The following is a 25,245-nucleotide window of genomic DNA, read 5'->3' as shown; positions in this document are numbered from 1 at the left end:
AAGAAGATGGCAGATTATTTTGGTTATTATTGTATATGTACGATATAATAGATTTGTAGAATAGCGACATTTTCAAGCTTTCGTAGTTATACCTTATAACATCTAGAATCGACTTCCAAAGGAAAGTATTTCAACAGGGCGCTTCAAAAATATGTACAACACAATTATGAAAACGGATTCATAATTGTGTTGTACAGTTAGTTGTAAGGAGAGGGGAAACTATGACAGAACAGACAGTCCGTGTAACCGTTGATGGTAAAGAATTTTTCGTATCAGGTGAAAAGACGATACTCCAATTGTTTAACGAAAGTAATTTAGAACATCCTCAAATTTGTCATGTACCAGAGGTAGATCCTATTCAAACTTGTGATACATGTATTGTAGAAGTGAATGGAAGTTTACTACGTGCCTGTTCGACGAAGTTGGAAGATGGCATGCATATTGAGAGGCAATCGGAACGTGCAAAGGAAGCACAAACTGAAGCGATGGATCGAATATTAGAGAATCATTTATTGTATTGTACAGTATGTGATAACAATAATGGTAACTGTAAAGTCCATAATACAGTACATATGATGGAGATTGAAGAACAGAAATATCCATATGAACCGAAAGTAAGTGCATGCGAAGTGGATACGTCGCATCCATTCTATCGATACGATCCAAATCAATGTATTGCTTGTGGGCAGTGTGTAGAAGTATGCCAAAATTTACAAGTAAATGAAACTTTATCGATTGATTGGAGTTTAGACCGTCCACGTGTTATTTGGGACAATGGTGTGAGTATAAATGACTCGTCTTGTGTTAGCTGTGGGCAATGTGTAACAGTTTGTCCTTGTAATGCATTAATGGAAAAAACGATGCTAGGAGAAGCTGGATTTATGACTGGTTTAAAACCAGATGTGCTAAATCCAATGATTGATTTTGTAAAAGATGTGGAGCCTGGATATAGCAGTATTTTAGCAGTTTCAGAAGTAGAGTCCGCGATGCGTAAGACGAAAATTAATAAGACAAAAACAGTTTGTACATTTTGTGGTGTAGGTTGTTCATTTGAGGTATGGACGAAAGATCGTCAAATTTTAAAAGTGCAACCTGTTTCAGATGCACCGGTTAATGGTATTTCCACATGTGTAAAAGGAAAATTCGGATGGGACTTTGTGAACAGTGAAGAGCGTATTACAAAGCCGTTAATTCGCCAAGGGGATATGTTTGTTGAGGCTTCATGGGAAGAGGCTCTTGAAGTTGTTGCATCTAATATGCAACATATTAAATCAGAGTATGGTAGCGATGCGTTTGGGTTTATTTCTTCTTCGAAAGTAACAAATGAAGAAAACTATCTTATGCAAAAACTAGCTCGTCAAATATATGGAACAAATAATGTAGATAACTGTTCCCGTTATTGCCAATCTCCAGCAACAGACGGTTTATTTAAAACTGTCGGTATGGGCGGAGATGCTGGAACAGTGAAAGATATTGCTGAGGCAGGTCTTGTTATTATTGTTGGGGCAAATCCAACAGAAGGACATCCTGTACTTGCAACTAGAGTGAAGCGTGCTCATAAATTACATGAACAAAAACTAATTGTCGCAGACCTTCGTAAACATGAAATGGCGGAGCGTGCTGATATATTTGTTCACCCGAGTCAAGGGACGGATTATGTATGGCTTGCTGGGATAACGAAATACATTATCGATCAAGATTGGCACGATAAAAAGTTCATAGCTGAAAATGTAAAGAATTTTGATGAATATAGCAAAATGCTAGAAAAATATACGCTTGATTATACTGAGGGAATTACAGGGATTTCTAAAGATCAGTTAAAAGAAATGGCTCGTATGGTATATGAAGCAGATGGTACTTGTGTACTTTGGGGAATGGGTGTAACTCAAAATACAGGAGGAAGTACAACGTCAGCAGCAATTTCAAATTTACTTCTCGTTACAGGTAACTACCGTCGTCCTGGTGCCGGTGCGTATCCGTTACGCGGGCATAATAACGTACAAGGTGCTTGTGATATGGCGACATTACCGAACTGGCTTCCGGGTTACCAAGCAGTTTCAGATGATGTGCATCGTGCGAAATTTGAAAAAGCATACGGTACTACCATTCCGAAAGAACCGGGATTAAATAATATCGCAATGTTACTTGCGGCCGAAGAAGGAAAACTGCGTGGTATGTATGTTATGGGAGAAGAAATGGCTTTAGTAGATTCAAATGCCAACCATGTACAACATATTTTAGCGAATTTAGACTTCCTTGTTGTTCAAGATATGTTCTTATCGAAAACAGCTCGTTTCGCCGATGTTATTTTACCAGCAGCACCAAGCTTAGAAAAAGAAGGAACGTTTACGAATACAGAGCGCCGTATTCAAAGATTATACGAAGTATTGAAACCGCTTGGTGATTCAAAACCAGATTGGTGGATTTTACAAAAAGTAGCTCGTGCACTGGGCGGAGACTGGAATTATGGAAGTCCAAGTGAAATTATGGACGAAATTGCATCGCTTGCACCGTTATACTCTCAAGCGACGTACGACCGTCTAGAAGGCTGGAATAGTTTATGTTGGGGTAGCCATGATGGTAGTGATACACCATTATTATATGTAGATGGATTTAACTTCCCAGACAAACTAGCACGTTTATCACTAGATGAATGGGTTCCGCCAGTTATAGCACCAGATGAGTATGATTTACTATTAAATAATGGCCGTATGCTAGAGCATTTCCATGAAGGGAATATGACGAATAAGTCGGCTGGTATTTTATCTAAAGTGTCTGAAGTATTTGTTGAAATTTCACCTGAACTTGCTAAAGAACGCAATGTGAAAGATGGTGGTCTTGTAGAGTTAGCATCACCATTTGGAAAAATCAAAGTACAAGCGCTTGTTACAGATCGTGTAACTGGAAATGAGTTATATTTGCCGATGCATGCGACAGTAAATGAAGAGGCAATCAATATTTTAACAGGAACAGCAACAGACATTTATACGTGTACACCAGCTTATAAACAAACAATGGTGAAACTGCGCGTATTACGTGAAAAAGGAAATCGTCCGTTACCATCTTCAAACCCGAGAGATAAAAAACGTCATCCGCAAAATGGTGTTGAAATCGAGCGAAAGTGGCAAAGAAAACAATACGTATCACTTGTGGACCAGAATTAGGGGGCGGAGATAATGGCAAAAGAGATTACTTTAATTAAAAAGAAGATTGTAACAGAAGAAGAAAAAAAACAGCAAGTAACAGATGAACTGCTAAATGAGCTAGCTGAAAATAGAGAAGCAGTAGAAGAGACGATGCAGCTATTAGGACAGTTGCAAAAAGCTGGAATTTTAGATGCAGCAATTAGTTTACTTGCCGCAAAAGAAGATGTTTCCAAAATAGCTGTTGAACAATTAAATCGTGAACCAGTAAAGAATGCATTAAACAATATGATGGGGGCAGGAGAGGCATTATCTTCAGTGGACCCAGAAATAACGAAACAAATAACATCTAGTTTAGTCACTGGATTACAATTTGCAACGGATGAGCTGAAAAACGGAAAGAAAACAAAAGTGATGGATTTCTTTAAAGTATTAAAAGATCCAGATATCAACAGGGCGATTACATTCGGTTTTAGTTTCTTAAAAGCATTTGGACAAGGATTAGAGAAAAAATAGAGTGAGTGAAAAAAGTGATGGGATTAGCCATCACTTTTTTCATTATATGTATAAGAGTGTTCATGTTAAGCGGAATATATTATTATTAAAAAGATGGATTGAAATTGGAAATGTGGAATCCATCTCAAATATCGTTTTAGAATGTGGAGGAATATATGCAACACCGTAAAAGACTATCTATACCAGGAGTAATGGGACATTCCTTTCAAACAGTTAGATTTGCTTTTTGGAATGTATTAACCTTTCAACTTGCTTATAAATTATTAGCAGCGATTGTATTTGTCCCGCTATTTGGGATCATTTTTAATAAGTTATTGTATTTTGGTGGTTATGCAAATGCGACGAATGATGAATTATTAGCGTTTTTAAAGACATCATATGGCATTTTGGCAATCGTCATTTTATCATTGTTAGCACTGTTTCTTATCTTTACGGAATTTGCGGTGCTTATTATCATTTCGTACTTCGCTCATAAAAGACAAAAGGTGAAATTACGTCCGATTTTATATAAAACCGTAACGTATTTACCTACTCTTTTCACATATTGCTTACCAGGATTTATTTTATATGCGGTCGTATTGTTACCTCTTTTAAATATTGGATATGAAACGGCATTAATTCCACAAATTCAAATTCCTAACTTTATTACAGGAGAACTGTTTAAGACAACGATGGGACAAGTTGGTTATTACACGTTCTTTGCTGTAGTTGCGTATTTGAACCTTCGCTGGATTTTTGTTCTACCTATTGTTGTTTTAGAGCAAAAGCCGTTTCGCACAGCAGCACGTAAAAGTGCAACGTTAGTAAAAGAAAGTTTTTTTAAAGTACTATTCTTTTTAGTAGGATTTTTTATTTCAATAGGGATTGTGTACGGTGTATTTTTGGGAATGTATTTATTGTGTCTATGGGGCATGTATGAATTTACAAATCCACAGGGAACATTTGCATTATTAGCGGAATCAACAATGTCTGTATTTTTAACGAGTACATTGTATTTATTTAGTTTTATCGTGACGCCATTTTATATTATGGGAATAACACGATTGTATTTACAAAAGGTTCCGGTTGAAGATGTTTTATTAGAAGAAGGATTAGATTATTCGAAAACAAAAGCAGATAAATGTTTCTTCCAAAAACATCGTTGGAAATTTATTGGTGTATATATTGTAGGAATTATTACCGCCGGAATGGTCGTTGCCTTCATTGTAACGTTTATTTCAAATTCATATAAAGAACCAATTATTATGGCTCATCGTGGTTATATTTCAAAAGGTGTAGAGAATACGAAAGAAGCTGTGCAGGGGGCTATTGATGCCAAAGCAGACTACGCTGAAATTGATGTACTGCAAACAAAAGACGGTGAACTAGCAGTTATACATGATTTGAAGCTAAAACGTCTTGCTAATGCTAATGTTCATGTGTCAGATTTAACGATGGAGGAGTTAAGACAGCTTACCCTTAGTCAAGATGGTTTTTCAGGACAAATAAGTACACTTGATGAGATCATTAAGCTGGCAAAAGGAAAAATCAAACTTAATATTGAAGTGAAGCTTCATGGTGGCGAAAAAGATTTCGTAAACAAAGTATTAAAAGCGATTAAAGATAATGAATTTGAGAAGCAATGTGTCATTCAAACGTTACACTATCCGCTTATTAAAGAGTTTAAACGTGCAAATCCAAATATAAAAGTAGGATATATACTGTATGCGAGTAGAGCTAACTTAAAGAATGTGAAGGCTGATTTTTATGTAGCAGAAGAATACATGTTAAATAAGAAATTAGTAAAAGAAGCAAGGAAGCTAAACAAGCCAATTTACGTATGGACGGTAAATGATATGGAAAGGTTAAAGGGATATTATAAGTTAAACGTAGATGGTATCATTACCGATTATCCTGAAGATGCACGTGAAACAATTAAGATGTTAAAAGAGCAAGAAGATCGTGAAAGTGATATGTTTGATAAAATTAGTGAGACGACAGAAGATCTATTTTCAAAGTTATTTATAAGTTATCCAGCTGCTGGCTAAATGCCAGTAGCTGTTTTTTTGTGAAAAGAATATATTTCTAAAGTATTGAACAAAGTAATAAGTGTATATGTATACGTCATTGCTTAGTTTTTTTACATTGTTACATTATTGTCAAATAATAAATAATTACTATGCATTTTGAATGGATATAATAGAAATAGAGTAATAGATGATGGAGTGGTACGGAGAACCCAATAAAATCAATGTTTTATATATTTACACTATTCTAAATATATAAACTTTAAAAAAATAGTATGTTAGCGTTTTCATAACTTTTAAGTTATGCTAGAATAAGGACATAAGTTATTAATTATTTAAAAAAGAAAAAAGAATTCCTTTTTTCTGTTAATTATAAGGGGGCATTTCATTATGCGTATTGGGGTACCAGCAGAAATTAAAAACAACGAAAACCGTGTGGCAATGACACCAGCAGGTGTTGTACATTTAGTTCGTAACAATCACGAAGTATTCATTCAAAAGGACGCAGGTGTAGGATCTGGTTTCACAGATGCTCAGTATGTTGAAGCGGGAGCGAAAATTGTTGATACGGCTGAAGAAGCTTGGAACATGGAAATGGTTATGAAAGTTAAGGAACCAGTTGAAAGCGAATACAAACACTTCAGCGAAGGTTTAATCTTATTCACATACTTACACTTAGCTCCAGAACCAGAATTAACAAAAGCGTTAATCGAGAAGAAAGTTGTTGCTATCGCATATGAAACAGTACAATTAGAAAACCGTTCATTACCATTACTTGCACCTATGAGTGAAGTAGCTGGTCGTATGGCTGCACAAATCGGTGCGCAATTCCTTGAGAAAAACAAAGGCGGTAAAGGTATCTTACTTGCAGGTGTTCCAGGAGTTAAACGTGGTAAAGTAACAATTATCGGTGGTGGACAAGCTGGTACAAATGCTGCTAAAATTGCAGTTGGACTAGGTGCGGATGTAACAATCATCGACTTAAGTGCAGAACGTCTTCGTCAATTAGATGACATTTTCGGAAACCAAGTAAAAACTTTAATGTCTAATCCTTACAATATTGCAGAAGCTGTAAAAGAATCTGATCTTGTAATCGGTGCAGTATTAATCCCAGGTGCAAAAGCGCCAAAACTTGTAACAGAAGAAATGATTCAATCAATGGAACAAGGTTCTGTTGTTGTAGATATCGCGATTGACCAAGGTGGTATTTTCGAAACAACTGACCGTATTACAACTCATGATAACCCAACTTATGAAAAACACGGCGTTGTTCACTATGCAGTTGCGAACATGCCAGGTGCGGTTCCACGTACATCAACTCTTGCATTAACAAACGTAACAGTACCATATGCAGTACAAATTGCTAACAAAGGCTACAAAGAAGCTTGCCTAGGCAACACTGCATTATTAAAAGGTATTAATACATTAGAAGGCTATGTAACATTCGAAGCAGTTGCAGAAGCTCACGGTGTAGAGTACAAAGGTGCTAAAGAATTATTAGAAGCAGAAACAGTATCTTGCTAATAGAAGCATTATACAAAACAAAATCGAACAATATATAAAACAACATGATAAGAGCTAAGAGATAATACCTCTTAGCTCTTCTTGGTAAAAGGGGGCATTCATCGTGGCCAACCTATTTAAAAAGAAATCCGTTACGCAATTGTTAGGGGAAAGTAAAAGTAAAACTTTGACGAAAACGCTAGGGGCATTTGACCTAACAATGCTAGGGATTGGTGCGATAATTGGTACAGGAGTTCTAGTATTAACCGGATTAGTAGCAGCAAGAGATGCTGGTCCAGCAGTTATTTTTTCGTTTATGATTGCAGCAATTGTTTGTGGATTTGCAGCTTTATGTTATGCAGAGGTTGCATCTGCACTTCCTGTTTCAGGTAGTGTGTACACATATTCATATGCAACAATTGGTGAGTTTGTTGCCCATTTAATGGGATGGACATTGCTATCCGTATATGTCGTAACGACTGCCGCAGTAGCTGGCGGATGGACAGGTTATTTCAATAATTTAGTGAGTGGATTGGGACTTGAAATTCCAAAAGCGTTGTTAACGATTCCATCGCAAGGTGGTATGGTGAACTTACCCGCAGTTATCGTTACGTTGGTGATAACTTGGTTATTATCACGAGGTACAAAAGAAAGTAAGCGTGTGAATAACATAATGGTATTAATTAAAATTGGTATTGTTGTTTTATTCATTGCAGTTGGTGTATTCTACGTGAAACCAGAAAACTGGATACCATTTGCACCGTACGGCTTAAGTGGAGTCTTTGCCGGAGGAGCAGCAGTATTCTTCGCATTCTTAGGATTTGATGCATTAGCAACTTCTGCTGAAGAAGTGAAAAATCCACAACGTGATTTGCCGATTGGTATTATTGCTTCATTAGTCATTTGTACAATCATTTATGTTGTAGTTTGTCTCGTTATGACAGGTATGGTTTCTTATAAGGAATTAGATGTACCTGAAGCGATGGCCTATGTATTAGAAGTTGTAGGACAAGATAAAGTGGCTGGTGTAATCGCTATTGGAGCTGTAATTGGTATTATGGCTGTAATTTTCGCATACATCTACGCTACGACACGTGTATTCTTCGCGATGAGCCGTGACGGTTTATTGCCAAAATCTTTTGCGAAAATTAACAAGAAGACGGAAGCACCAACATTTTCAGTTTGGTTAACAGGAATTGGTAGTGCTTTAATTGCCGGATTTATCGATTTAAAAGAATTGTCGAATTTAGCGAATATTGGAGCGTTATTAACATTTGCGATGGTTGGTGTAACTGTCATCATTCTTCGTAAAACGCACCCGAAATTACAACGTGGATTTATGGTACCACTTGTACCAATCTTACCGATTATTTCAGTTGCAAGCTGTCTATTCTTAATGGTAAATCTACCGTTAAAAACATGGATATACTTCGGTGTTTGGTTAGCAATCGGAGTAGTTGTATACTTTGTTTATTCGAAAAAACATAGTCATTTAAAAGACGATGGAAGTTCGCAAGATAGTTTAGAAAAAGCTAATTAAAGGGATATAAAGTTAGTAAGCCTTGTGCGTCTAGGGAGCGCGCAAGGCTTTTTCTTTTGGGGAAATAAAGGAGACCAATGTTATGTTGTCGAATTTTTATGTCGGAATATAAGAAGGGGTGGAAAGATGGAGACGAAAGTTGTCGTTGGAGCAGAGGGATATAATAATAACCCAGGGTGGTTACATACGAATGAAAAAGAATTACATTTATTAAAAAGAGAAACGTGGATTAATAAATTTCCGTCTAATTCTTTATCAGTAATTTTAGCTGAGCACGTATGGGAGCATTTATCGTATGAAGAAGGTATAGAAGCAGCTAAAGTTTGTTATGAGTTTTTGGAGTATAATGGATATATTCGCTGTGCAGTGCCGGATGCATTTTTCCCAAATGAAGAGTATCAGCGTGGTGTGCAAGTGGGAGGACCTGGCCCGTTAGATCATCCAGCTGCAAGTCATAAAATTGTACATAACTACAAAACGATTACATCTATGTTTGAAGCAGCAGGTTTTCAAGTAAAGCCTTTAGAATACTGTGATGAGAATGGCCAGTTTCATTATAGTGATTGGGAAGAGAACGGTGGATTTATTTATCGATCGAAACGTTTTGATCATAGAAATCAAGATGGTAAATTAGGATTTGCTTCGTTAATTGTGGATGCAGTAAAAGTTAATAAATAAGAAGGGGTGCATGGTAGTTTTCGTGCATCCTTTTTGTATGAAGAGCATGATAGATGCGGAAAATATTTATATGTTTCTTTTGAAATGTGAACGAAATGTTTTAAAAAATGTATGAGAATTCATTGACACATATGAATGGACGCTCATATAATAAAGGTATAAGACATATGAATAGTTGTTCATATGTTCAAATAAAGAGGTGAGCTGTGATGGCTGAAAATAAAGTAGAAACGCAACAGGAAGCATGTTCTCAAACGGTAATTCACGAGGAAATCGTGGATCAAGTAAAACAAACAATTCCGACTGATGAAAGTTTAAGTAAAGTAGCAGAATTATTTAAAGTATTAGGTGACCGTACACGTACGAGAATATTACATGCATTATTTGAAGCTGAAATGTGTGTTTGTGATTTAGCTTATTTATTAGGAATGACGCAATCTTCAATCTCACATCAGCTTCGTGTATTAAAGCAAGCAAAGCTTGTAAAGAACCGTAAAGAAGGAAAGGTAGTTTATTACTCATTAGCTGATCAACACGTAATTCATATCTTCGAGCAAGCGTTTGAACACGTAAACGAGGAAGAATAAAAAAGCGAGGAGGGAGAACGATGGCAGAAGCATTAGTGAAAAAGAAACTTATGCTAGAAGGTTTAGATTGTGCAAATTGTGCAATGAAAATTGAAAAAGGTGTTGGGAATATAGAAGGGGTAACATCTTGTTCCGTAAACTTTGCAACAAAAACGATGCTTTTAGAAACACCGCAAAATAAAGAAAATCAAGTTGTTACGGAAGCGAAGCAACTTGTTACAAAATTAGAGCCGCATATTAAAGTACAAGAAGAGCAAAAAACAAAATCAGTAAAAGAAGTATTTGTATTAGAAGGCTTAGACTGTGCAAATTGTGCAATGAAGATTGAAAATAAGGTAAAGGAAATGCCAACGGTTTCAGAAGCGACTGTTGATTTCGTATCAAAGAAATTACGAGTAGAAGTTGCAAATAAACGAGAACTTGAATCGACTGTACAAAATATAAAAAATGTTGTTCAAAAGTTAGAGCCTGATGTAAAAGTTGTTCGTGAAGAGGAAAAAGGACACGACCATGATCATGGTGATGGTAATGTGAAAAAGATGATAGGACGATTAGTAGTCGGTGGAATTTTGACAGGAATTGCTGCATTAGCCGGATTACCGCAAATGATAACAATTCCATTATTCGTCCTTGCTTATTTATTAATAGGTGGAGATATCGTTTGGAGAGCGGCAAGAAACATAACTCGTGGCCAAGTGTTCGATGAAAACTTTTTAATGGCAATTGCAACTTTAGGAGCTTTCGCGATTCAACAATATCCAGAAGCGGTAGCAGTTATGCTATTTTACCAAGTAGGGGAACTGTTCCAAAGTATTGCAGTAAATCGTTCTCGAAAATCAATTACGTCATTAATGGATATTCGTCCTGACTATGCGAATGTGAAAGTTGGAAACGAAACGAAACAAGTATCACCAGAAGATGTGCAAATTGGTGAGTATATTATCGTAAAACCAGGTGAAAAAGTACCGTTAGACGGGAAAGTAGTTGAGGGAACATCAATGATGGATACTTCAGCGTTAACAGGTGAGTCTGTACCGAGGGAAGTAGAAGTTGGTAATGACGTATTAAGTGGTTTTGTAAACCAAAATGGTGTATTAATTGTCGAAGTTACAAAAGAGTTCGGTGAATCCACTGTATCGAAAATTTTAGACTTAGTACAAAATGCAAGTAGCAAAAAAGCGCCAACAGAAAACTTTATTACGAAGTTTGCACGTTATTATACTCCTGTTGTAGTTATAACAGCAGCAATAATGGCATTTATTCCACCACTTATTTTAGAGGGTGCTACATTCTCCGATTGGATTTATAGAGCTTTAGTGTTCTTAGTAATCTCTTGTCCATGTGCGCTCGTTGTATCGATTCCTCTTGGATTCTTTGGCGGTATTGGTGGGGCATCTAAAAGTGGTATTTTAGTAAAAGGAAGTAACTATTTAGAAGCATTGAATGATGTGAAATATATCGTTTTTGATAAAACAGGAACATTAACAAAAGGTGTCTTTAAAGTTACGAAGATGGAGCCTAGTGAAGGTATCACAGCTGAAGAGCTATTAGAATATGCAGCATTTGCAGAAGTATATTCAAATCATCCGATTGCACAATCTATTCGAAATGCATATGGAAAATCAATCGATGAAAATGCTATTGAAGACTATAGTGAAATTTCTGGTCATGGTACGGTTGTAAAAGTACAAGGAAAAGAAATTTTCGCAGGTAATGCTAAATTAATGAGCAAAGAAAACATTACATTTAAGCAACCAAATACAGTAGGTACACTAGTTCATGTTGCTGTAGATGGTAAATATGCAGGTTATATCGTTATCTCTGATGAGGTAAAAGAGGATTCAAAACAAGCAATTCAAAAGTTAAAAGAACTAGGTATTAAGAAGACAGTTATGTTAACTGGTGATGCAAAATCAGTTGGTGAAGCTGTTGGTAAAGAATTAGGTTTAGATGAAGTCCATGCCGAATTATTACCACACCAAAAAGTAGAAGAAATCGAAAAAATTGATGCAGCAAAACGCGGTAAAGAAAAGATTGCATTTGTCGGTGATGGTATTAATGATACGCCAGTACTAGCAAGGGCAGACGTTGGTATTGCGATGGGCGGTTTAGGATCAGATGCAGCAATTGAAGCTGCTGACATCGTTATTATGACTGATGAGCCTTCAAAAATTGCGACAGCAGTAAAAATTGCAAAACGTACACGTAGCATCGTATGGCAAAATATTATATTTGCATTAGGGGTAAAGGGGTTAGTGTTATTACTCGGTGCCTTTGGTATTGCAACAATGTGGGAAGCAGTCTTCTCAGATGTTGGTGTGACGTTACTTGCAGTATTAAATGCAATGCGTGTACTAAGAGTAAAAGATTTATAAAAAAGAGGACGCAATTGCGTCCTCTTTTTTATTGGTTATTTTGTTGAAATGGACTCAAGAAAATAATATCAAATATTATTTTGTTTTTAAATAATGTAATATATAAAATTTCAAAAAAACAACATTCTTCTTATTATTTTAATATATTTTTTACAAATATCTATATAGTATTGAAAAATGGAGAAGTGGGGGAGGGACAAAACCCCACTGATTAAAGCTTCACTTTATTTTTGTATGTTTTTTTCAACTTGTTCTCGAACAGTTTGAATATAATTCATTTTATGATCCCAACATTCTTGGCTTAAATCGACAGGGTACTCTTCTGGGTTTAAAGTTCGCATATACTCTTCCCAAAATAGTGAGAGGCTGCGTTCATTATACTTTTGAATCTCTAATATATTAGGTAATTCATACGCTCTGTTACCGTTAATGAAAATATCTTGATGCAGTTCGCGTGCTTCAAAGCTTGTTACGAATTTACTTATATATGTATGAACTGGATGAAACATTTTTAAACGCTCTTCTTTTCCGGGTTCTTCTGACTCTAAAGCAATATAATCGCCCTCTGCATGATCGTTAACACGGTTAATAATACGATAAATTCGTTTAAGTCCTGGGGTTGTAATTTTTTCAGGATTAGATGAAATCTTAATCGTATCATTTAATTTTCCGTCAGTATCTTCAATAGCGACTAGTTTATAAACGGCCCCTAATGCTGGCTGCTCAAAGGATGTAATCAGTTTTGTACCAACACCCCATACATCAATTTTTGCCCCTTGAGATTTCAAGTGCATAATCGTATATTCATCTAAATCGCTAGAAGCGATAATTTTTGTGTTTGTAAATCCAGCTGCATCAAGTTGTTTTCTGGCCTCCTTTGATAAATATGCCATATCACCACTATCAAGGCGAATGCCATAAAAATCGATACGATCCCCGAACTCTTTTGCAACACGAATCGCATTTGGAACACCAGATTTTAATGTGTCGTATGTATCGACAAGAAATACACATTTTTTATGTGTTTCAGCATATTTTTTAAATGCAACATATTCATCGCGATATGCTTGAACGAAAGAATGGGCATGTGTGCCAGCTACAGGGATGCCAAAGCGTTTCCCTGCGCGAACGTTACTTGTAGATGAAAACCCACCAATAAAGGCAGCTCGTGTTCCCCAAAGGGCAGCATCAAACTCATGAGCGCGTCTTGTACCGAACTCTAAAAGCTCATCATTATTTGCAGCGTGCTTCATACGTGCAGCTTTTGTAGCAATTAATGTTTGGTAATTTACAATATTTAAGAGGGCAGTTTCAATTATTTGTGCCTCGCCAAGCGGTGCATCAACACGTAATAATGGTTCGTTATTAAAAACAACTTCGCCTTCTTGCATACTACGAATCGTGCCAGTAAATTTCATGTTTTGTAAATAATGAAGGAAGTCTTCTTCAAATTGCAGCTCTGCTAAATAAGCGATGTCACTTTCGGTAAAGCTGAAATTTTCTATGTACTCTACAATTTTTTCAAGACCAGCAAAAACAGCATAGCCGTTTTCGAATGGAAGCTTTCGAAAGTATAGATCAAAAACAGAACGGCGAGTATGAATACCATCTTTCCAATATGTATAAGCCATGTTGATTTGATATAAATCTGTATGTAAGGCGTAACTATCGTCTTTATAATGATTCATTGTGAAAACACCTCCGCAATTTGGTTATAGTATACCAATTTTCCCCCTTTCGTAGCAAAGAAGTAATAGGGGATTGAAGTCAAGGGAGAAAAAAATGAAATAATGCATATTTTTTAGAAAATTTACATTTATCAATTTATATTTCTCGAGATTTTATGTATTATTAGAGTAATGGGGGTAATGAGAATGGAGGAGGACAATGCAACAAACATTAGAAAAAATAGGCAAGCAAGTTTTTTATAAACGGCTACAGCAAAAAATGACACAAGAAGAATTATGTCAGGGCATTTGTTCTGTCTCATACTTAAGTAAGATCGAAAATGGAAAGATTGAAGCATCAGAAGAAATTCTACAATTGCTCTGCACAAGACTAGAAATTGCTGTGACGGATTTGAGAGATGTAGAAGAAGATGTGAAGGTGAAGTTGGACGAGTGGTTGAATGCATTAGTTCATTTGGACAAGCAACAAGTAGAGCGCATATACGAAGAGTTGCAAGGTGAAATGAAGCATGTGTTGGATTTTGAAATTATAAATTATTATAAACTGCTGTATACACGTTATTTAATGATGAAGCGGGATCTCCCTGCTGTTGAAGAAGAATTGGATGGATTGAAGAAAGTGTATAAGAAATACTCGCCTTTTCAGAAGATGTTATATACGTATAATAAGGCATTATTATATTCTGTGCAGTACAAATATACGCAGGCATTGGAATATCTGTTAAAGACGGAATCGATGGCGAAAGAGTTAGGATATTATGAAACAGGAATATATTATAATTTGGCATTGACATATAGTCAGATGGAAATAGACCATATGACATTATATTTTGCTAATGTGGCATTAGAAGGTTTTAAAAGTGAATATAAATTTAGAAATATAATTAATTGTAAGTTTTTAATTGCGTTTAGTTATACTAGAAAAAAACAATATAATGAAGCTATGGAAATCTATAATCATATCATAAGAGAAGCAACTTCTTTTGCTGATAAAGATAATATTCTTTCTATTGCTTTAAATAATATTGGTTATCTGTACTACCGACAAAAAAATTATGCCAAGGCGAAAGAGTATTATATAGAATGCTTAAAGTATAAAAAAGAAGAGGATATGAATTATATTGATGCCATGTATGAGCTCTCGTTACAGTGTATTCAATTAGGAGAACTTGAGGAAGCGGCTGAATGGATTGAAAAAGGTATCCTTGCCGCAAGGAAAGATGATAGATACAAAGGGATGTTATATTTATTGTTAAATTTAAGATATAAATATTTTGAAGAAAGAGACCTCTATAAAAAATTTCTAGAAACAGAAGTAGTTCCTTTCTTTAAAACAGAGGAAAATATAAAAGATTTAAAGAAAGTATACTTAGAACTTGCTGAATACTTAGAAGAATGCTCAGATTTTAAAGAAAGTAATCGCTATTATAAATTAGCGATTACTTTATTAGAAGAGTAAAGAGGAGGGACAGTATGAAAAAGTTAATTGCAGGAACATTTGTGGTTATGGCAATTGCAGCTGTAGTATTGGATATTCAGTATGCTTGGAAGCCGGATACTCTAGGGCAAGAAGCTAAAACAGTTGAACAAATTAATTTATAAAAAAACCCCTTTCCCAACGGAAAGGGTTTTTTTTTCAATATTTGTTCCTCAAAATTCTACAAAACTTGAGAAAACAATTAATTGAATTTTTAGTATATTAATAGTGGAAACATAATGCTAATATGAAACTACTCTTTTCAAAAATTTTTTATTAGGGGGAAGGTTATATGAAAAGAAAGAGTTTAGCGTTAGTGTTAGCGACAGGAATGGCAGTTACTACGTTCGGAGGGACAGGCTCTGCATTTGCGGATTCTAAAAATGTACTCTCTACTAAGAAGTACAATGAGACGGTACAGTCACCTGAGTTTATTTCTGGTGATCTAACTGGAGCGACTGGTAAGAAAGCGGAATCTGTTGTGTTTGATTACTTAAACGCGGCAAAAGGTGATTATAAGTTAGGGGAAAAGAGTGCGCAAGATTCTTTCAAAGTGAAACAAGTGAAAAAAGACGCTGTAACTGATTCAACAGTAGTACGTATGCAACAAGTTTACGAGGGAGTACCTGTATGGGGATCTACTCAAGTAGCTCACGTAAGTAAAGATGGTTCTTTAAAGGTATTGTCTGGAACAGTTGCGCCTGATTTAGACAAAAAGGAAAAGTTAAAAAACAAAAATAAGATTGAAGGCGCAAAAGCAATTGAAATCGCGCAGCAAGATTTAGGAGTAACACCTAAATATGAGGTAGAACCAAAAGCGGACTTATATGTATATCAAAACGGTGAAGAAACGACATATGCATACGTTGTAAATCTAAACTTCTTAGATCCAAGCCCAGGAAATTACTACTATTTCATTGAGGCGGAAAGCGGTAAAGTATTAAATAAGTTTAATACAATTGATCATGTAACAAATGATGATAAGTCTCCTGTTAAACAAGATGCTCCTAAACAGGATGCGAAAGCGGTTATAAAGCCTGTAACAGGAACGAATAAAGTAGGAACTGGTAAAGGTGTATTAGGAGATACGAAATCGCTTAATACAACGTTATCTGGATCATCTTACTACTTGCAAGATAATACGCGCGGAGCAACAATTTTCACATATGATGCGAAAAATCGTTCGACGTTACCAGGAACATTATGGGCAGATGCAGATAATGTTTTCAATGCAGCGTATGATGCAGCAGCAGTAGATGCTCATTACTATGCAGGTAAAACATATGATTACTATAAAGATACATTTAACCGAAATTCTATTAATGATGCAGGAGCACCATTAAAATCAACTGTTCATTACGGAAGTAAGTATAATAATGCATTCTGGAACGGTTCACAAATGGTATACGGAGATGGTGATGGTGTAACATTCACTTCATTATCTGGTGGTATTGACGTAATTGGTCACGAATTAACGCATGCAGTTACGGAAAATAGCTCGAATTTAATTTATCAAAATGAATCAGGAGCATTAAATGAAGCAATTTCTGATATCTTTGGTACGTTAGTAGAATTCTATGATAACCGTAACCCGGATTGGGAGATTGGTGAAGATATTTACACGCCTGGTAAAGCAGGAGATGCACTGCGTTCTATGAGTGATCCAACGAAATATGGTGATCCAGACCATTATTCTAAGCGTTACACTGGTTCAAGTGATAACGGTGGCGTTCATACAAACAGTGGTATTATTAACAAACAAGCTTATTTATTAGCAAATGGTGGTACGCATTCTGGTGTAACTGTAACTGGTATCGGTAAAGATAAATTAGGTGCGATTTACTACCGTGCAAATACACAGTATTTCACGCAATCTACTACATTTAGTCAAGCTCGTGCTGGTGCAGTACAAGCTGCAGCTGATTTATATGGTGCTAGCTCTGCAGAAGTAGCAGCAGTTAAGCAATCATTTAGTGCTGTTGGTGTAAACTAAGGCTTTAAGGGATAGTTATTAATAAAATACCTCAAAAATAAAGAAGGAGCCTATGCTCCTTCTTTATTTTTTTCTCCATTTTTTCCACAAATAAAATAATCCAACACAACCCGCGATTGTTATAATCCACTTCGCTTCATTTGTTCCGTTTATGACATGATATGCAGAATATACTTCAATCAATAAGGCCGGTATTTTCCCTATTGTGCTGGCAATACTGAAAGAGAGTAATGACATCTTGCCTAGAGCTGCAAATAAAGTAACGATACTGGACGGAATGAAAGGAATAAAACGAAAAGATAGGACGAGTAGAAATGCCTCTCTGCCTTCTACGTAAAGAAGGCGTTCTACCTTTGGATACTTATTTACTTTATCGTGAGTGAACCTTTGAAGGCCTATACGATAAATATAAAACGAGATAATAGCCCCTAATGCCTCACCTGCGATCGAAATGATTGTACCATTTGTTACACCGAAGAGTTGTATATTAATAGCGGTCAAAAAAATACTAGGGATAAAACCTAAAAGACTGATGATGATGTTGATTAAGATACTAAGTGGAATTGCGATCGAATAATAATCTGTTAAGAAGTTTTGAATTGTTTCAACCATTTTATAAAATCCTTTATCTTTTTTTGCATTACACCATATTTCTATTATATAGGCAAGTGTAAATTTACATAATGTAGAAAACAGTTGATAGAAAGGGGTTTGTATACCTTATGTAGGTATTGGGTATATAAAAATAGGGGTATATTTAACTTATTTGAAAAACACTACATAAACCCTATGTTTAAAGGGTTTATGTAGTGTTTTGATTGGTGTTTTCATCCGGGAAATAATTTCAAAAATATGGGGGTATATTTTTAAAAGGGCGAAAAACAGTGATTTGATGAAAGGGGGGTGGAAAATATAGCAAAATGAATGAGGATTTTAAAACCGTATACATTTTTTCTTTGTGAAATTGACTTTTAGTGGGGTTACGATAATAATCATGGAAGAGGTGATACGATGAAACGATTAAGTAGTCTTTTCTTGAGTAGTGTATTGGCACTAATGCTGATTTTAAGTGGATGTGCAGGAAAAGAACAAAAAACAGAAAAACCAAAAGAGGATCATTCTACATCAGTAGAAAAAATTAGTGATAATATTTTAGATGAAATGGAAGGGCCACCTAAAAATGGTCATACGATTGAAAGGCATGTAGGCAAATCGGAAGAGGATTTGAAGAATCGTTTGAAGACAGATAAAGTTTCAGCGGCAAGTACATACTATGATAAGGAAACAGCGACAAAGGCTGTGAAAGATAGTTTAAAACAACATGATAAAGAAATTCAGGATTGGTTGAAAAACTCTAAAGAGGCTCGTCTTGTATTGAATACAACTCATTCATTCCCAGTTGGAAAAACAGTAATAAAGAAAAATATGAATGTAAAAGACAAGCTAGTAAAGACTGTTACTGTTTTAGCGAGAGATAAATCAGGAAATCTAGGATTTAAGATTATTACTTCTTATCCATCAGATAAATAAAGGGGGGAGTATATATGTATCCAACATTACAATACTTTCTTAAATCGTACTGTACGTTAAGTATTCATGAGGATGAAATAGTAAGCGTGATGGAAGAGTTTATAGAGCAAGAGGACGAAGAGATTGTTTTGAAATTACGCGATGAATTAGTAAATATGAAGAAAAAGAACGCGTGGGAAGAAGCGTGCGTATTAGCTGCGAAGCAAGGCAATCGTGTGTGGTCTTTAGAAGAAACGAAAGATCATCTGGAAAATTTTTTACTATTATTGCAAAAGAAAAAGGCGTGAGTAGATCACGCCTTTTTGTATACGCTTTTTGAAATTTGTCCGTTTGATATTATCTCATTGTTTTGGGGCACTTTTATATACGCTTTTTGAAATTTGTCCATTTGAGAGTACTTCACCGTTTTGTGTTACTTTTTTATACGTAACCGCTGTTATTTTATCACCAGTATTACTAACTACTTGAGAAGAAACTTCAACATTTTTACCAGTATTTGTACCGAAAATACGTGTAGTAATACTACCGCCATTTGAAAATGCTTGAATGTAAATATGCTTACCTGTATTGTTTTTAAATTTTAAATCCGGACCATAATCTGCTACTGCTGCATCTTGCCCAAGTGGTAAATAATTTACGGGCATAGAATGATTGCTTCGAGAAACAATTCCTAAATCTGCCCTTAAAGCTGCGCTGTATAAAGTACTACTTACTTGGCAAACACCTCCGCCTGCACTTTGTATAACTTTACCTTGTGAATATACTGCTGCGGATTTATAACCATGTGCAGCATCAGTTACGCCAACACGGCCATTAAAACTAAACGTTTCATCAGGTGCTACAATAACTCCACTTAAAGTATTAGCTGACTTATTTACATTATAGGACTGATTTCCATTACGGCCAGCCATTGGGGTAGAGTATTCAGCAATCACTTCTTTAATCCCCATTTGTTGTATATCTTCTGTAGAACGTTCAGGTTTTATTAGTGTAACTGGTAATACAACATCGGATGTGCCAGAAGTAATAGCTGCGCTTGTTAAATCGGTTAATTTTCCTTTATCAATTTTTTCCCCATTTTGACTTTGGCTAATATTTACTGTAGAGCCTTCAACACTTAATTCGGCGTTGACAGGATTTTTTAATGTTTCATTATATTTATCCTTTATAAAGGTTTCATAAGTTGTTGTATTTAATTGTGGTGTTAATTTATAGTCACGTTTTACTTCACCGTTTTCAGCTTGCTTACGCATGTTGTAACGATTCATTACGTTCCCTTCTTGTTCTTTAAAGATATTGTCGACAATATCCTTCTCTTTATAATCTACTCCTAAATCTTTCCACGTGTAATTTTGCTTATCATTTTGGAATACGTAGTTAAGAGGTTTTTGATTTAGTTCATTCACCTTTTGATTAACAAGGGCTTGAATATCTGCTTTATTTTTTCCATCAAGAGAAATACCTTCAAATGTAGTGCTTGGTAGTGCAGTTGTATTTAGTTGATTATTTAATTTGGATACATATTGATATCCACCAACCCCACCAACGCAAAGTAATATGCCACCAGCGAAAGCGGAACCGATCAGGATTTTGCTTAGCTTCATTTATTTCCCCCCAGAAAAATTTGTATAAATATATGTATTACATTTTTTGTATAAAAATGATGAAAATAACATTATGTACGTCCTAGTATACTATTATTTTCACTACGTGTGTAATGTTTTCATAAAAAATGTTACACTGCTGTAATAATTGTCTCTTTTTGTCACAATATGAATGAGAAATATGTTGAAAATTATAATAAAAAGGCTGCTTAGAAAAATCTAGCAGCCTTTTTATTATAATTTTTTATGCTCATTTTTATTCGTAACACCGAGATGTTCTTGAAGTGTTGTCGATATATCATTAACACTCTTTTCGTTTGGAACGTAATAATAAATACCACCTATATATTTATCAGTACCTTCCACTTGCAATTTATCCATTTTTAAATTTGAATCCATTGAATTTTTTGCAATAGTCATCATATCATCAAAAGTTAAATTTGTTTTTAAGTCTGTATCGACAGCATCTAATAGGCTTCCGATTTTATTAATGGAATTGAGAGATAGTGCTTTCTCAGCAATAGCTTCTAAAACAAGTTGTTGTCGTTGACCGCGCATATAATCACTGTCAATATGGCGAGTTCTAGCTAGTGCAAGTGCTTCTTCTCCATTTAAATGTTGACGTCCTTTTTTGAGGTGAATTGCATCTGCTTCGTCGCTACTATTTTGTTCTGTGAACTCAACGGGAACGTCGACAGTTATACCACCTAGAGAATCAACGATCTTGATAAAGGATTTGAAATTAAATTTTACATAGTAATCAACTGGGACATCTAAAAAGTTTTCTACTGTATCAATTGTGCTGTCTACACCACCAAATACGTGTGCGTGTGTGATTTTATCATATTTATCACGTGATTTAATGTAGACGCGTGAGTCACGTGGAATGCTGACAAGTTTAACTGATTTATCATTTTTATTAATTGTTGCAAGTAATAATGCATCCGTACGAGTTGCTTTTCCGTAACCTTTTTCCCTGATATCACTTTCATCAACACCCATAATAAGGACAGAAATGTTGTCAGTCATAGGTTTAACAGCTTTTTCACGTTTGCTGGATTTATCTCCCCGGCCGAGTTCAGAATAGGCATTGCTTAAGACAGATTTTGCTTTACTGTATATATGGAAGGAATAGCCTCCTGCTCCCATTGCTACAATAAGTAATGGAATGAGAATGAACCAAAGTAGGCGTTTTTTCTTTAATTGTTTTTTTGTGGTTCGATTATTTTTGTTAACGTCGGATTTCATCATTTGTTCTCCTTTAAAACTATCAAAGTGTATATATCTAGAAGCGTATTAAAACACATAAAAAATATTTTACGCTAAATAAAATGGATTGTACATGTATAAAAAATAGATGTCTCGATTATTTATGAGACATCTATTCGTTATTGTATACAAAAGATAAGGATAAGAAAATGATAAAATTTTACCTAATTACAACATAATACTTACAATAATTGCAGATAGAATACTAACGAGAGTAGCTCCGTATAGTAATTTTAAGCCGAACCGGGCAACAACATTTCCTTGTTCTTCGTTTAACCCTTTTACAGCACCGGAAATAATTCCAATGGAAGAAAAGTTGGCAAAAGAAACGAGGAAGACAGAAATAATACCAACTGTACGGATAGAGAGAGTGCTGGAAATTTTACTAAGATCCATCATTGCTACAAATTCATTTGTTACAAGCTTTGTTGCCATAATGCTACCAGCTGTGACAATCTCAGAACTTGGTACGCCGATAAGAAATGCAATAGGGGCGAATACATAGCCTATTAGTTGTTGGAAAGTAATGCCGAATATAATGAGGAATAGGTCATTAATACAACTCATTAATGCGACGAATCCAATGAGCATAGCGCCGACGACAATTGCTACGCGAAAACCATCAAGGATGTATTCTCCGAGCATTTCAAAAAAACTTTGCTTTTCACCTTTTATTTCTAAAATATCTTCGTCGTCGTTAACGTCGTAAGGATTAATAATGAGTACGATAATAAAACCGCTAAATAAGTTCAGAACGAGTGCGGTTACTACATATTTTGGTTCGATCATCGTCATATAGGCACCAACAATGGACATAGATACGGTAGACATAGCAGAGGCGCAAAGTGTATAAAGTCGATGTTTTGGGATTTGAGCTAATTGTTTTTTTACCGTAATAAAAACTTCTGATTGGCCGACAATAGCGGAAGCGATGGCATTGTAAGATTCTAATTTCCCAAGACCATTTATTTTGCTAAGAAAGAAACCAATCCAATGAATAAATAATGGTAGTATTTTGAAATGTTGTAATATGCCAATTAAGACGGAAATAAACACAATCGGTAATAATACATTAAGGAAAAATGGCATTTCACCTTTGTTTGCAAGACCTCCAAATACAAAATTTATACCAGATGCAGCATAGTCGAGTAACTTTGTAAACAGGTTGGAAATTATCGTAATAAGGATGAGGCCAATTTCTGTATTTAATAATAAATAGGTTAAAATTAACTGTATAATAAGCATGATGAAAATTGGCTTGAATTTAATATGTTTTTTATTGTTACTAGCGATGTAGGCAAGGAGAAAAACAACGATAAGTCCAACGAAAAAAGTGATAAATTTCATAATAAGCCCCCTAAAAGAGATATTCTGCTATATATGTTTTTCATTTTAAGGGAGAATATGCATCTTTGGTAAAGAAAGGAATAGAGAGAGCATGAATATATGTAGAGTGCACCACGTTGCAATTATTTGTTCGAATTATGAACTGTCAAAGGATTTTTATACTCGGATATTAGGTTTTAAAGCGATAAATGAAGTATATAGAAAAGAACGAGATTCTTATAAGTTAGATTTATGTGTAGGGGAAGAGTATCAAATTGAATTATTTTCATTTCCTAGTCCACCTAAGCGCTCAAGTTTTCCAGAAGCAGCTGGACTTAGACATTTAGCATTTGCTGTTACAAATATAGAAGAAGCTGTAAACCATTTAAAACAATGCGGTGTGGAGACTGAAGCGATACGTATGGATGAAATTACGGATAAAAAATTTGTCTTTTTCCAAGATCCTGATGGCTTGCCTTTAGAATTGTATGAGGCTTGAAATTGGTGAATTTTATATAGGGTTGCTTTCAAATAAATGAAGAAACTAAAGTGAAACTTCTTTTTTAAAGGAGGTGTAACTTTAGCTAAGAAAGCTAAAGGACATATGTGGATATTTTAAAATTACTGATGGTAGCCATCCTTATTGCGTTAACAGCATTTTTTGTGGCTGTTGAGTTTGCAATTATTAAGGTGCGTAGCAGTCGTATTGATCAACTCGTTAGTGAAAAACGACGAGGAGCATTGGCAGCTAAAAAAGTAACTTCGAATTTAGATGAGTATTTATCAGCATGTCAGTTAGGTATTACAATTACTGCTTTAGGGCTTGGGTGGTTAGGAGAGCCCACTATAAAACATATACTCGAGCCGTTGTTTTTAAAACTACACTTATCTCCTGCAATTGCAAGTACAGTTTCATTTATTATTGCCTTTGCAGTTATTACGTTTTTACATGTTGTCATTGGTGAACTTGCTCCAAAGACGCTTGCTATACAAAGGGCAGAGCAAGTTAGCTTATTATTATCGAAGCCAATTATTTACTTTTACCGAGTAATGTATCCGTTTATTTGGGCTTTAAATGGTTCTGCAAGGCTTGTAACAGGGTTATTCGGATTACATCCGGCTTCTGAACATGAAGTAGCTCATTCGGAGGAAGAATTACGATTAATCTTATCTGAGAGTTATGAGAGTGGAGAGATTAATCAAAGGGAATTTAAATATGTAAATAATATTTTTGAATTCGATAATAGAGTCGCAAAGGAAATTATGGTACCTCGTACGGAAGTTGTAGGTTTATATGAGGACGAACCATTTGAAACACATATTAAAATAATCGCACAAGAAAAGTACACGAGATATCCCGTATTTGGTGAAGATAAAGATGAAATTATTGGGATGGTTAATGTAAAGGATTTATTTATTCGTTATATGGATGGTAATCGAGACGAGGGGTGCTCGATTACGCCATATACAAGACCAGTTATTGAAGTGTTAGAAAATATCCCTATTCATGATTTGCTATTACAAATGCAAAGAAAACGAATTCCATTAGCTGTATTATATGATGAATATGGTGGTACAGCGGGGATCGTTACACTAGAAGATATTTTAGAAGAAATTGTTGGAGAAATCCGAGATGAATACGATGAAGATGAACACCCGCCTATAGAGCATATAAGTGAAGGGTGTAAAATCGTAGAGGGAAAAGTGCTTATTAGTGAAGTAAATGATTTATTTGGCATACACTTAATCGCTGATGATGTAGATACAATTGGTGGCTGGATTATGGTACAAAAGCAAATCGTTGCTGAAGGAGATATTATTGAAAAACACGGCTTTTCTTTTAAAGTTCTTGAAAAGGATATGCATCAAATTAAGCGAGTTGAAATAAAGAAAGTAGAAGAATGAATGGATTTTCTATTATATAAACTTTAATAAAAAGTATATATAGAAAAATAAATGTTTGCGCTTTCAAAAAAGGTGCTATATAGTGAAAGTGGATACTGAAGAATT

The 25,245-nt window shown here is 35.2% G+C and carries 20 protein-coding genes; 15 read left to right on the top strand and 5 right to left on the bottom strand.

Translation table 11 applies throughout. The features are described from left to right. Positions 1 to 221 precede the first annotated feature (221 nt). The 8 genes from fdhF (at position 222) to MR155_RS19015 (ending at position 12,348) form a co-directional block, all read left to right on the top strand. Positions 222 to 3,164, top strand: coding sequence for a formate dehydrogenase subunit alpha (fdhF, locus tag MR155_RS19050; RefSeq protein WP_242310850.1), 2,943 nt, complete (start codon positions 222 to 224; stop codon positions 3,162 to 3,164). 12 nt (positions 3,165 to 3,176) lie between these two features. After that, on the top strand, positions 3,177 to 3,659 hold the full coding sequence (locus MR155_RS19045) for a helical membrane plugin domain-containing protein (RefSeq protein WP_242310849.1): 483 nt from the start codon (positions 3,177 to 3,179) through the stop codon (positions 3,657 to 3,659). 155 nt (positions 3,660 to 3,814) lie between these two features. Then, the gene (locus MR155_RS19040) at positions 3,815 to 5,686 is read left to right on the top strand and encodes a glycerophosphoryl diester phosphodiesterase membrane domain-containing protein (RefSeq protein WP_219300255.1); all 1,872 of its coding nucleotides are present in this window, start codon (positions 3,815 to 3,817) and stop codon (positions 5,684 to 5,686) included. A 369-nt stretch (positions 5,687 to 6,055) separates the two neighbouring features. Continuing rightward, positions 6,056 to 7,189: an alanine dehydrogenase gene (gene ald, locus MR155_RS19035; RefSeq protein WP_002125150.1), complete on the top strand. Its 1,134-nt coding sequence runs from the start codon at positions 6,056 to 6,058 to the stop codon at positions 7,187 to 7,189. Positions 7,190 to 7,292: 103 nt separating this feature from the next. Next, complete coding sequence (locus MR155_RS19030) at positions 7,293 to 8,708, top strand: amino acid permease (RefSeq protein WP_002063741.1); 1,416 nt, start codon at positions 7,293 to 7,295, stop codon at positions 8,706 to 8,708. 126 nt (positions 8,709 to 8,834) lie between these two features. Further along, positions 8,835 to 9,386: a class I SAM-dependent methyltransferase gene (locus tag MR155_RS19025; RefSeq protein WP_219300253.1), complete on the top strand. Its 552-nt coding sequence runs from the start codon at positions 8,835 to 8,837 to the stop codon at positions 9,384 to 9,386. Between the two features lie 209 nt (positions 9,387 to 9,595). Next, on the top strand, positions 9,596 to 9,973 hold the full coding sequence (locus MR155_RS19020; RefSeq protein WP_002010461.1) for an ArsR/SmtB family transcription factor: 378 nt from the start codon (positions 9,596 to 9,598) through the stop codon (positions 9,971 to 9,973). Positions 9,974 to 9,993: 20 nt separating this feature from the next. Continuing rightward, complete coding sequence (locus MR155_RS19015; RefSeq protein WP_242310848.1) at positions 9,994 to 12,348, top strand: heavy metal translocating P-type ATPase; 2,355 nt, start codon at positions 9,994 to 9,996, stop codon at positions 12,346 to 12,348. Positions 12,349 to 12,572: 224 nt separating this feature from the next. On the opposite strand, the gene MR155_RS19010 is transcribed toward MR155_RS19015, so the two are convergent. Continuing rightward, the gene (locus MR155_RS19010) at positions 12,573 to 14,036 is read right to left on the bottom strand and encodes a nicotinate phosphoribosyltransferase (RefSeq protein WP_078178067.1); all 1,464 of its coding nucleotides are present in this window, start codon (positions 14,034 to 14,036) and stop codon (positions 12,573 to 12,575) included. A 199-nt stretch (positions 14,037 to 14,235) separates the two neighbouring features. Here MR155_RS19010 and MR155_RS19005 point away from each other — a divergent pair, with 199 nt between their 5' ends. The 3 genes from MR155_RS19005 (at position 14,236) to MR155_RS18995 (ending at position 17,506) form a co-directional block, all read left to right on the top strand. Beyond that, a complete protein-coding gene (locus MR155_RS19005) occupies positions 14,236 to 15,495 on the top strand; it encodes a tetratricopeptide repeat protein (RefSeq protein ID WP_002010467.1) in 1,260 nt (419 codons plus the stop codon). A gap of 14 nt (positions 15,496 to 15,509) precedes the next feature. After that, positions 15,510 to 15,638: an NprX family peptide pheromone gene (locus MR155_RS19000; RefSeq protein ID WP_000733136.1), complete on the top strand. Its 129-nt coding sequence runs from the start codon at positions 15,510 to 15,512 to the stop codon at positions 15,636 to 15,638. Positions 15,639 to 15,805: 167 nt separating this feature from the next. Beyond that, positions 15,806 to 17,506: a M4 family metallopeptidase gene (locus MR155_RS18995; protein ID WP_219300249.1), complete on the top strand. Its 1,701-nt coding sequence runs from the start codon at positions 15,806 to 15,808 to the stop codon at positions 17,504 to 17,506. Positions 17,507 to 17,569: 63 nt separating this feature from the next. Here the strand turns inward: MR155_RS18995 and MR155_RS18990 are convergent, their stop codons facing one another. Continuing rightward, the gene (locus MR155_RS18990; protein WP_242310847.1) at positions 17,570 to 18,118 is read right to left on the bottom strand and encodes a TVP38/TMEM64 family protein; all 549 of its coding nucleotides are present in this window, start codon (positions 18,116 to 18,118) and stop codon (positions 17,570 to 17,572) included. Between the two features lie 399 nt (positions 18,119 to 18,517). Between MR155_RS18990 and MR155_RS18985 the strand changes: the two genes are divergently transcribed. Beyond that, a complete protein-coding gene (locus MR155_RS18985) occupies positions 18,518 to 19,036 on the top strand; it encodes an RNase A-like domain-containing lipoprotein (protein ID WP_242310846.1) in 519 nt (172 codons plus the stop codon). Between the two features lie 14 nt (positions 19,037 to 19,050). Then, positions 19,051 to 19,323 carry a hypothetical protein gene (locus MR155_RS18980; protein WP_016097207.1) on the top strand — a complete coding sequence of 91 codons (273 nt, stop codon included), beginning with the start codon at positions 19,051 to 19,053 and terminating at the stop codon, positions 19,321 to 19,323. Positions 19,324 to 19,377: 54 nt separating this feature from the next. Here the strand turns inward: MR155_RS18980 and MR155_RS18975 are convergent, their stop codons facing one another. The 3 genes from MR155_RS18975 to MR155_RS18965 all read right to left on the bottom strand — a co-directional run bounded on the left by MR155_RS18975 (position 19,378) and on the right by MR155_RS18965 (position 23,256). Then, the gene (locus MR155_RS18975; RefSeq protein WP_242310845.1) at positions 19,378 to 20,640 is read right to left on the bottom strand and encodes a VanW family protein; all 1,263 of its coding nucleotides are present in this window, start codon (positions 20,638 to 20,640) and stop codon (positions 19,378 to 19,380) included. Positions 20,641 to 20,874: 234 nt separating this feature from the next. Beyond that, positions 20,875 to 21,891, bottom strand: a complete 1,017-nt coding sequence (locus MR155_RS18970; protein WP_242310844.1) for an LCP family protein — start codon at positions 21,889 to 21,891, stop codon at positions 20,875 to 20,877. Between the two features lie 186 nt (positions 21,892 to 22,077). Further along, a complete protein-coding gene (locus MR155_RS18965; RefSeq protein ID WP_113937884.1) occupies positions 22,078 to 23,256 on the bottom strand; it encodes a NupC/NupG family nucleoside CNT transporter in 1,179 nt (392 codons plus the stop codon). Positions 23,257 to 23,347: 91 nt separating this feature from the next. Here MR155_RS18965 and gloA2 point away from each other — a divergent pair, with 91 nt between their 5' ends. Together gloA2 and MR155_RS18955 are read left to right on the top strand one after the other, a co-directional pair. Continuing rightward, positions 23,348 to 23,734 (top strand): SMU1112c/YaeR family gloxylase I-like metalloprotein, encoded by a 387-nt coding sequence (gene gloA2, locus MR155_RS18960; protein ID WP_242310843.1) that lies wholly within the window; start codon positions 23,348 to 23,350, stop codon positions 23,732 to 23,734. Between the two features lie 107 nt (positions 23,735 to 23,841). Then, positions 23,842 to 25,140, top strand: a complete 1,299-nt coding sequence (locus tag MR155_RS18955; protein ID WP_016093357.1) for a hemolysin family protein — start codon at positions 23,842 to 23,844, stop codon at positions 25,138 to 25,140. The last annotated feature ends 105 nt before the right edge of the window (positions 25,141 to 25,245 follow it).

The organism is Bacillus cereus group sp. BfR-BA-01331 (assembly GCF_022663915.1).
GTDB lineage: Bacteria > Bacillota > Bacilli > Bacillales > Bacillaceae_G > Bacillus_A > Bacillus_A mycoides.
The sequence above is the reverse complement of the archived record's forward strand: the minus strand, read 5'-3'. Positions and strand labels throughout refer to the sequence as shown.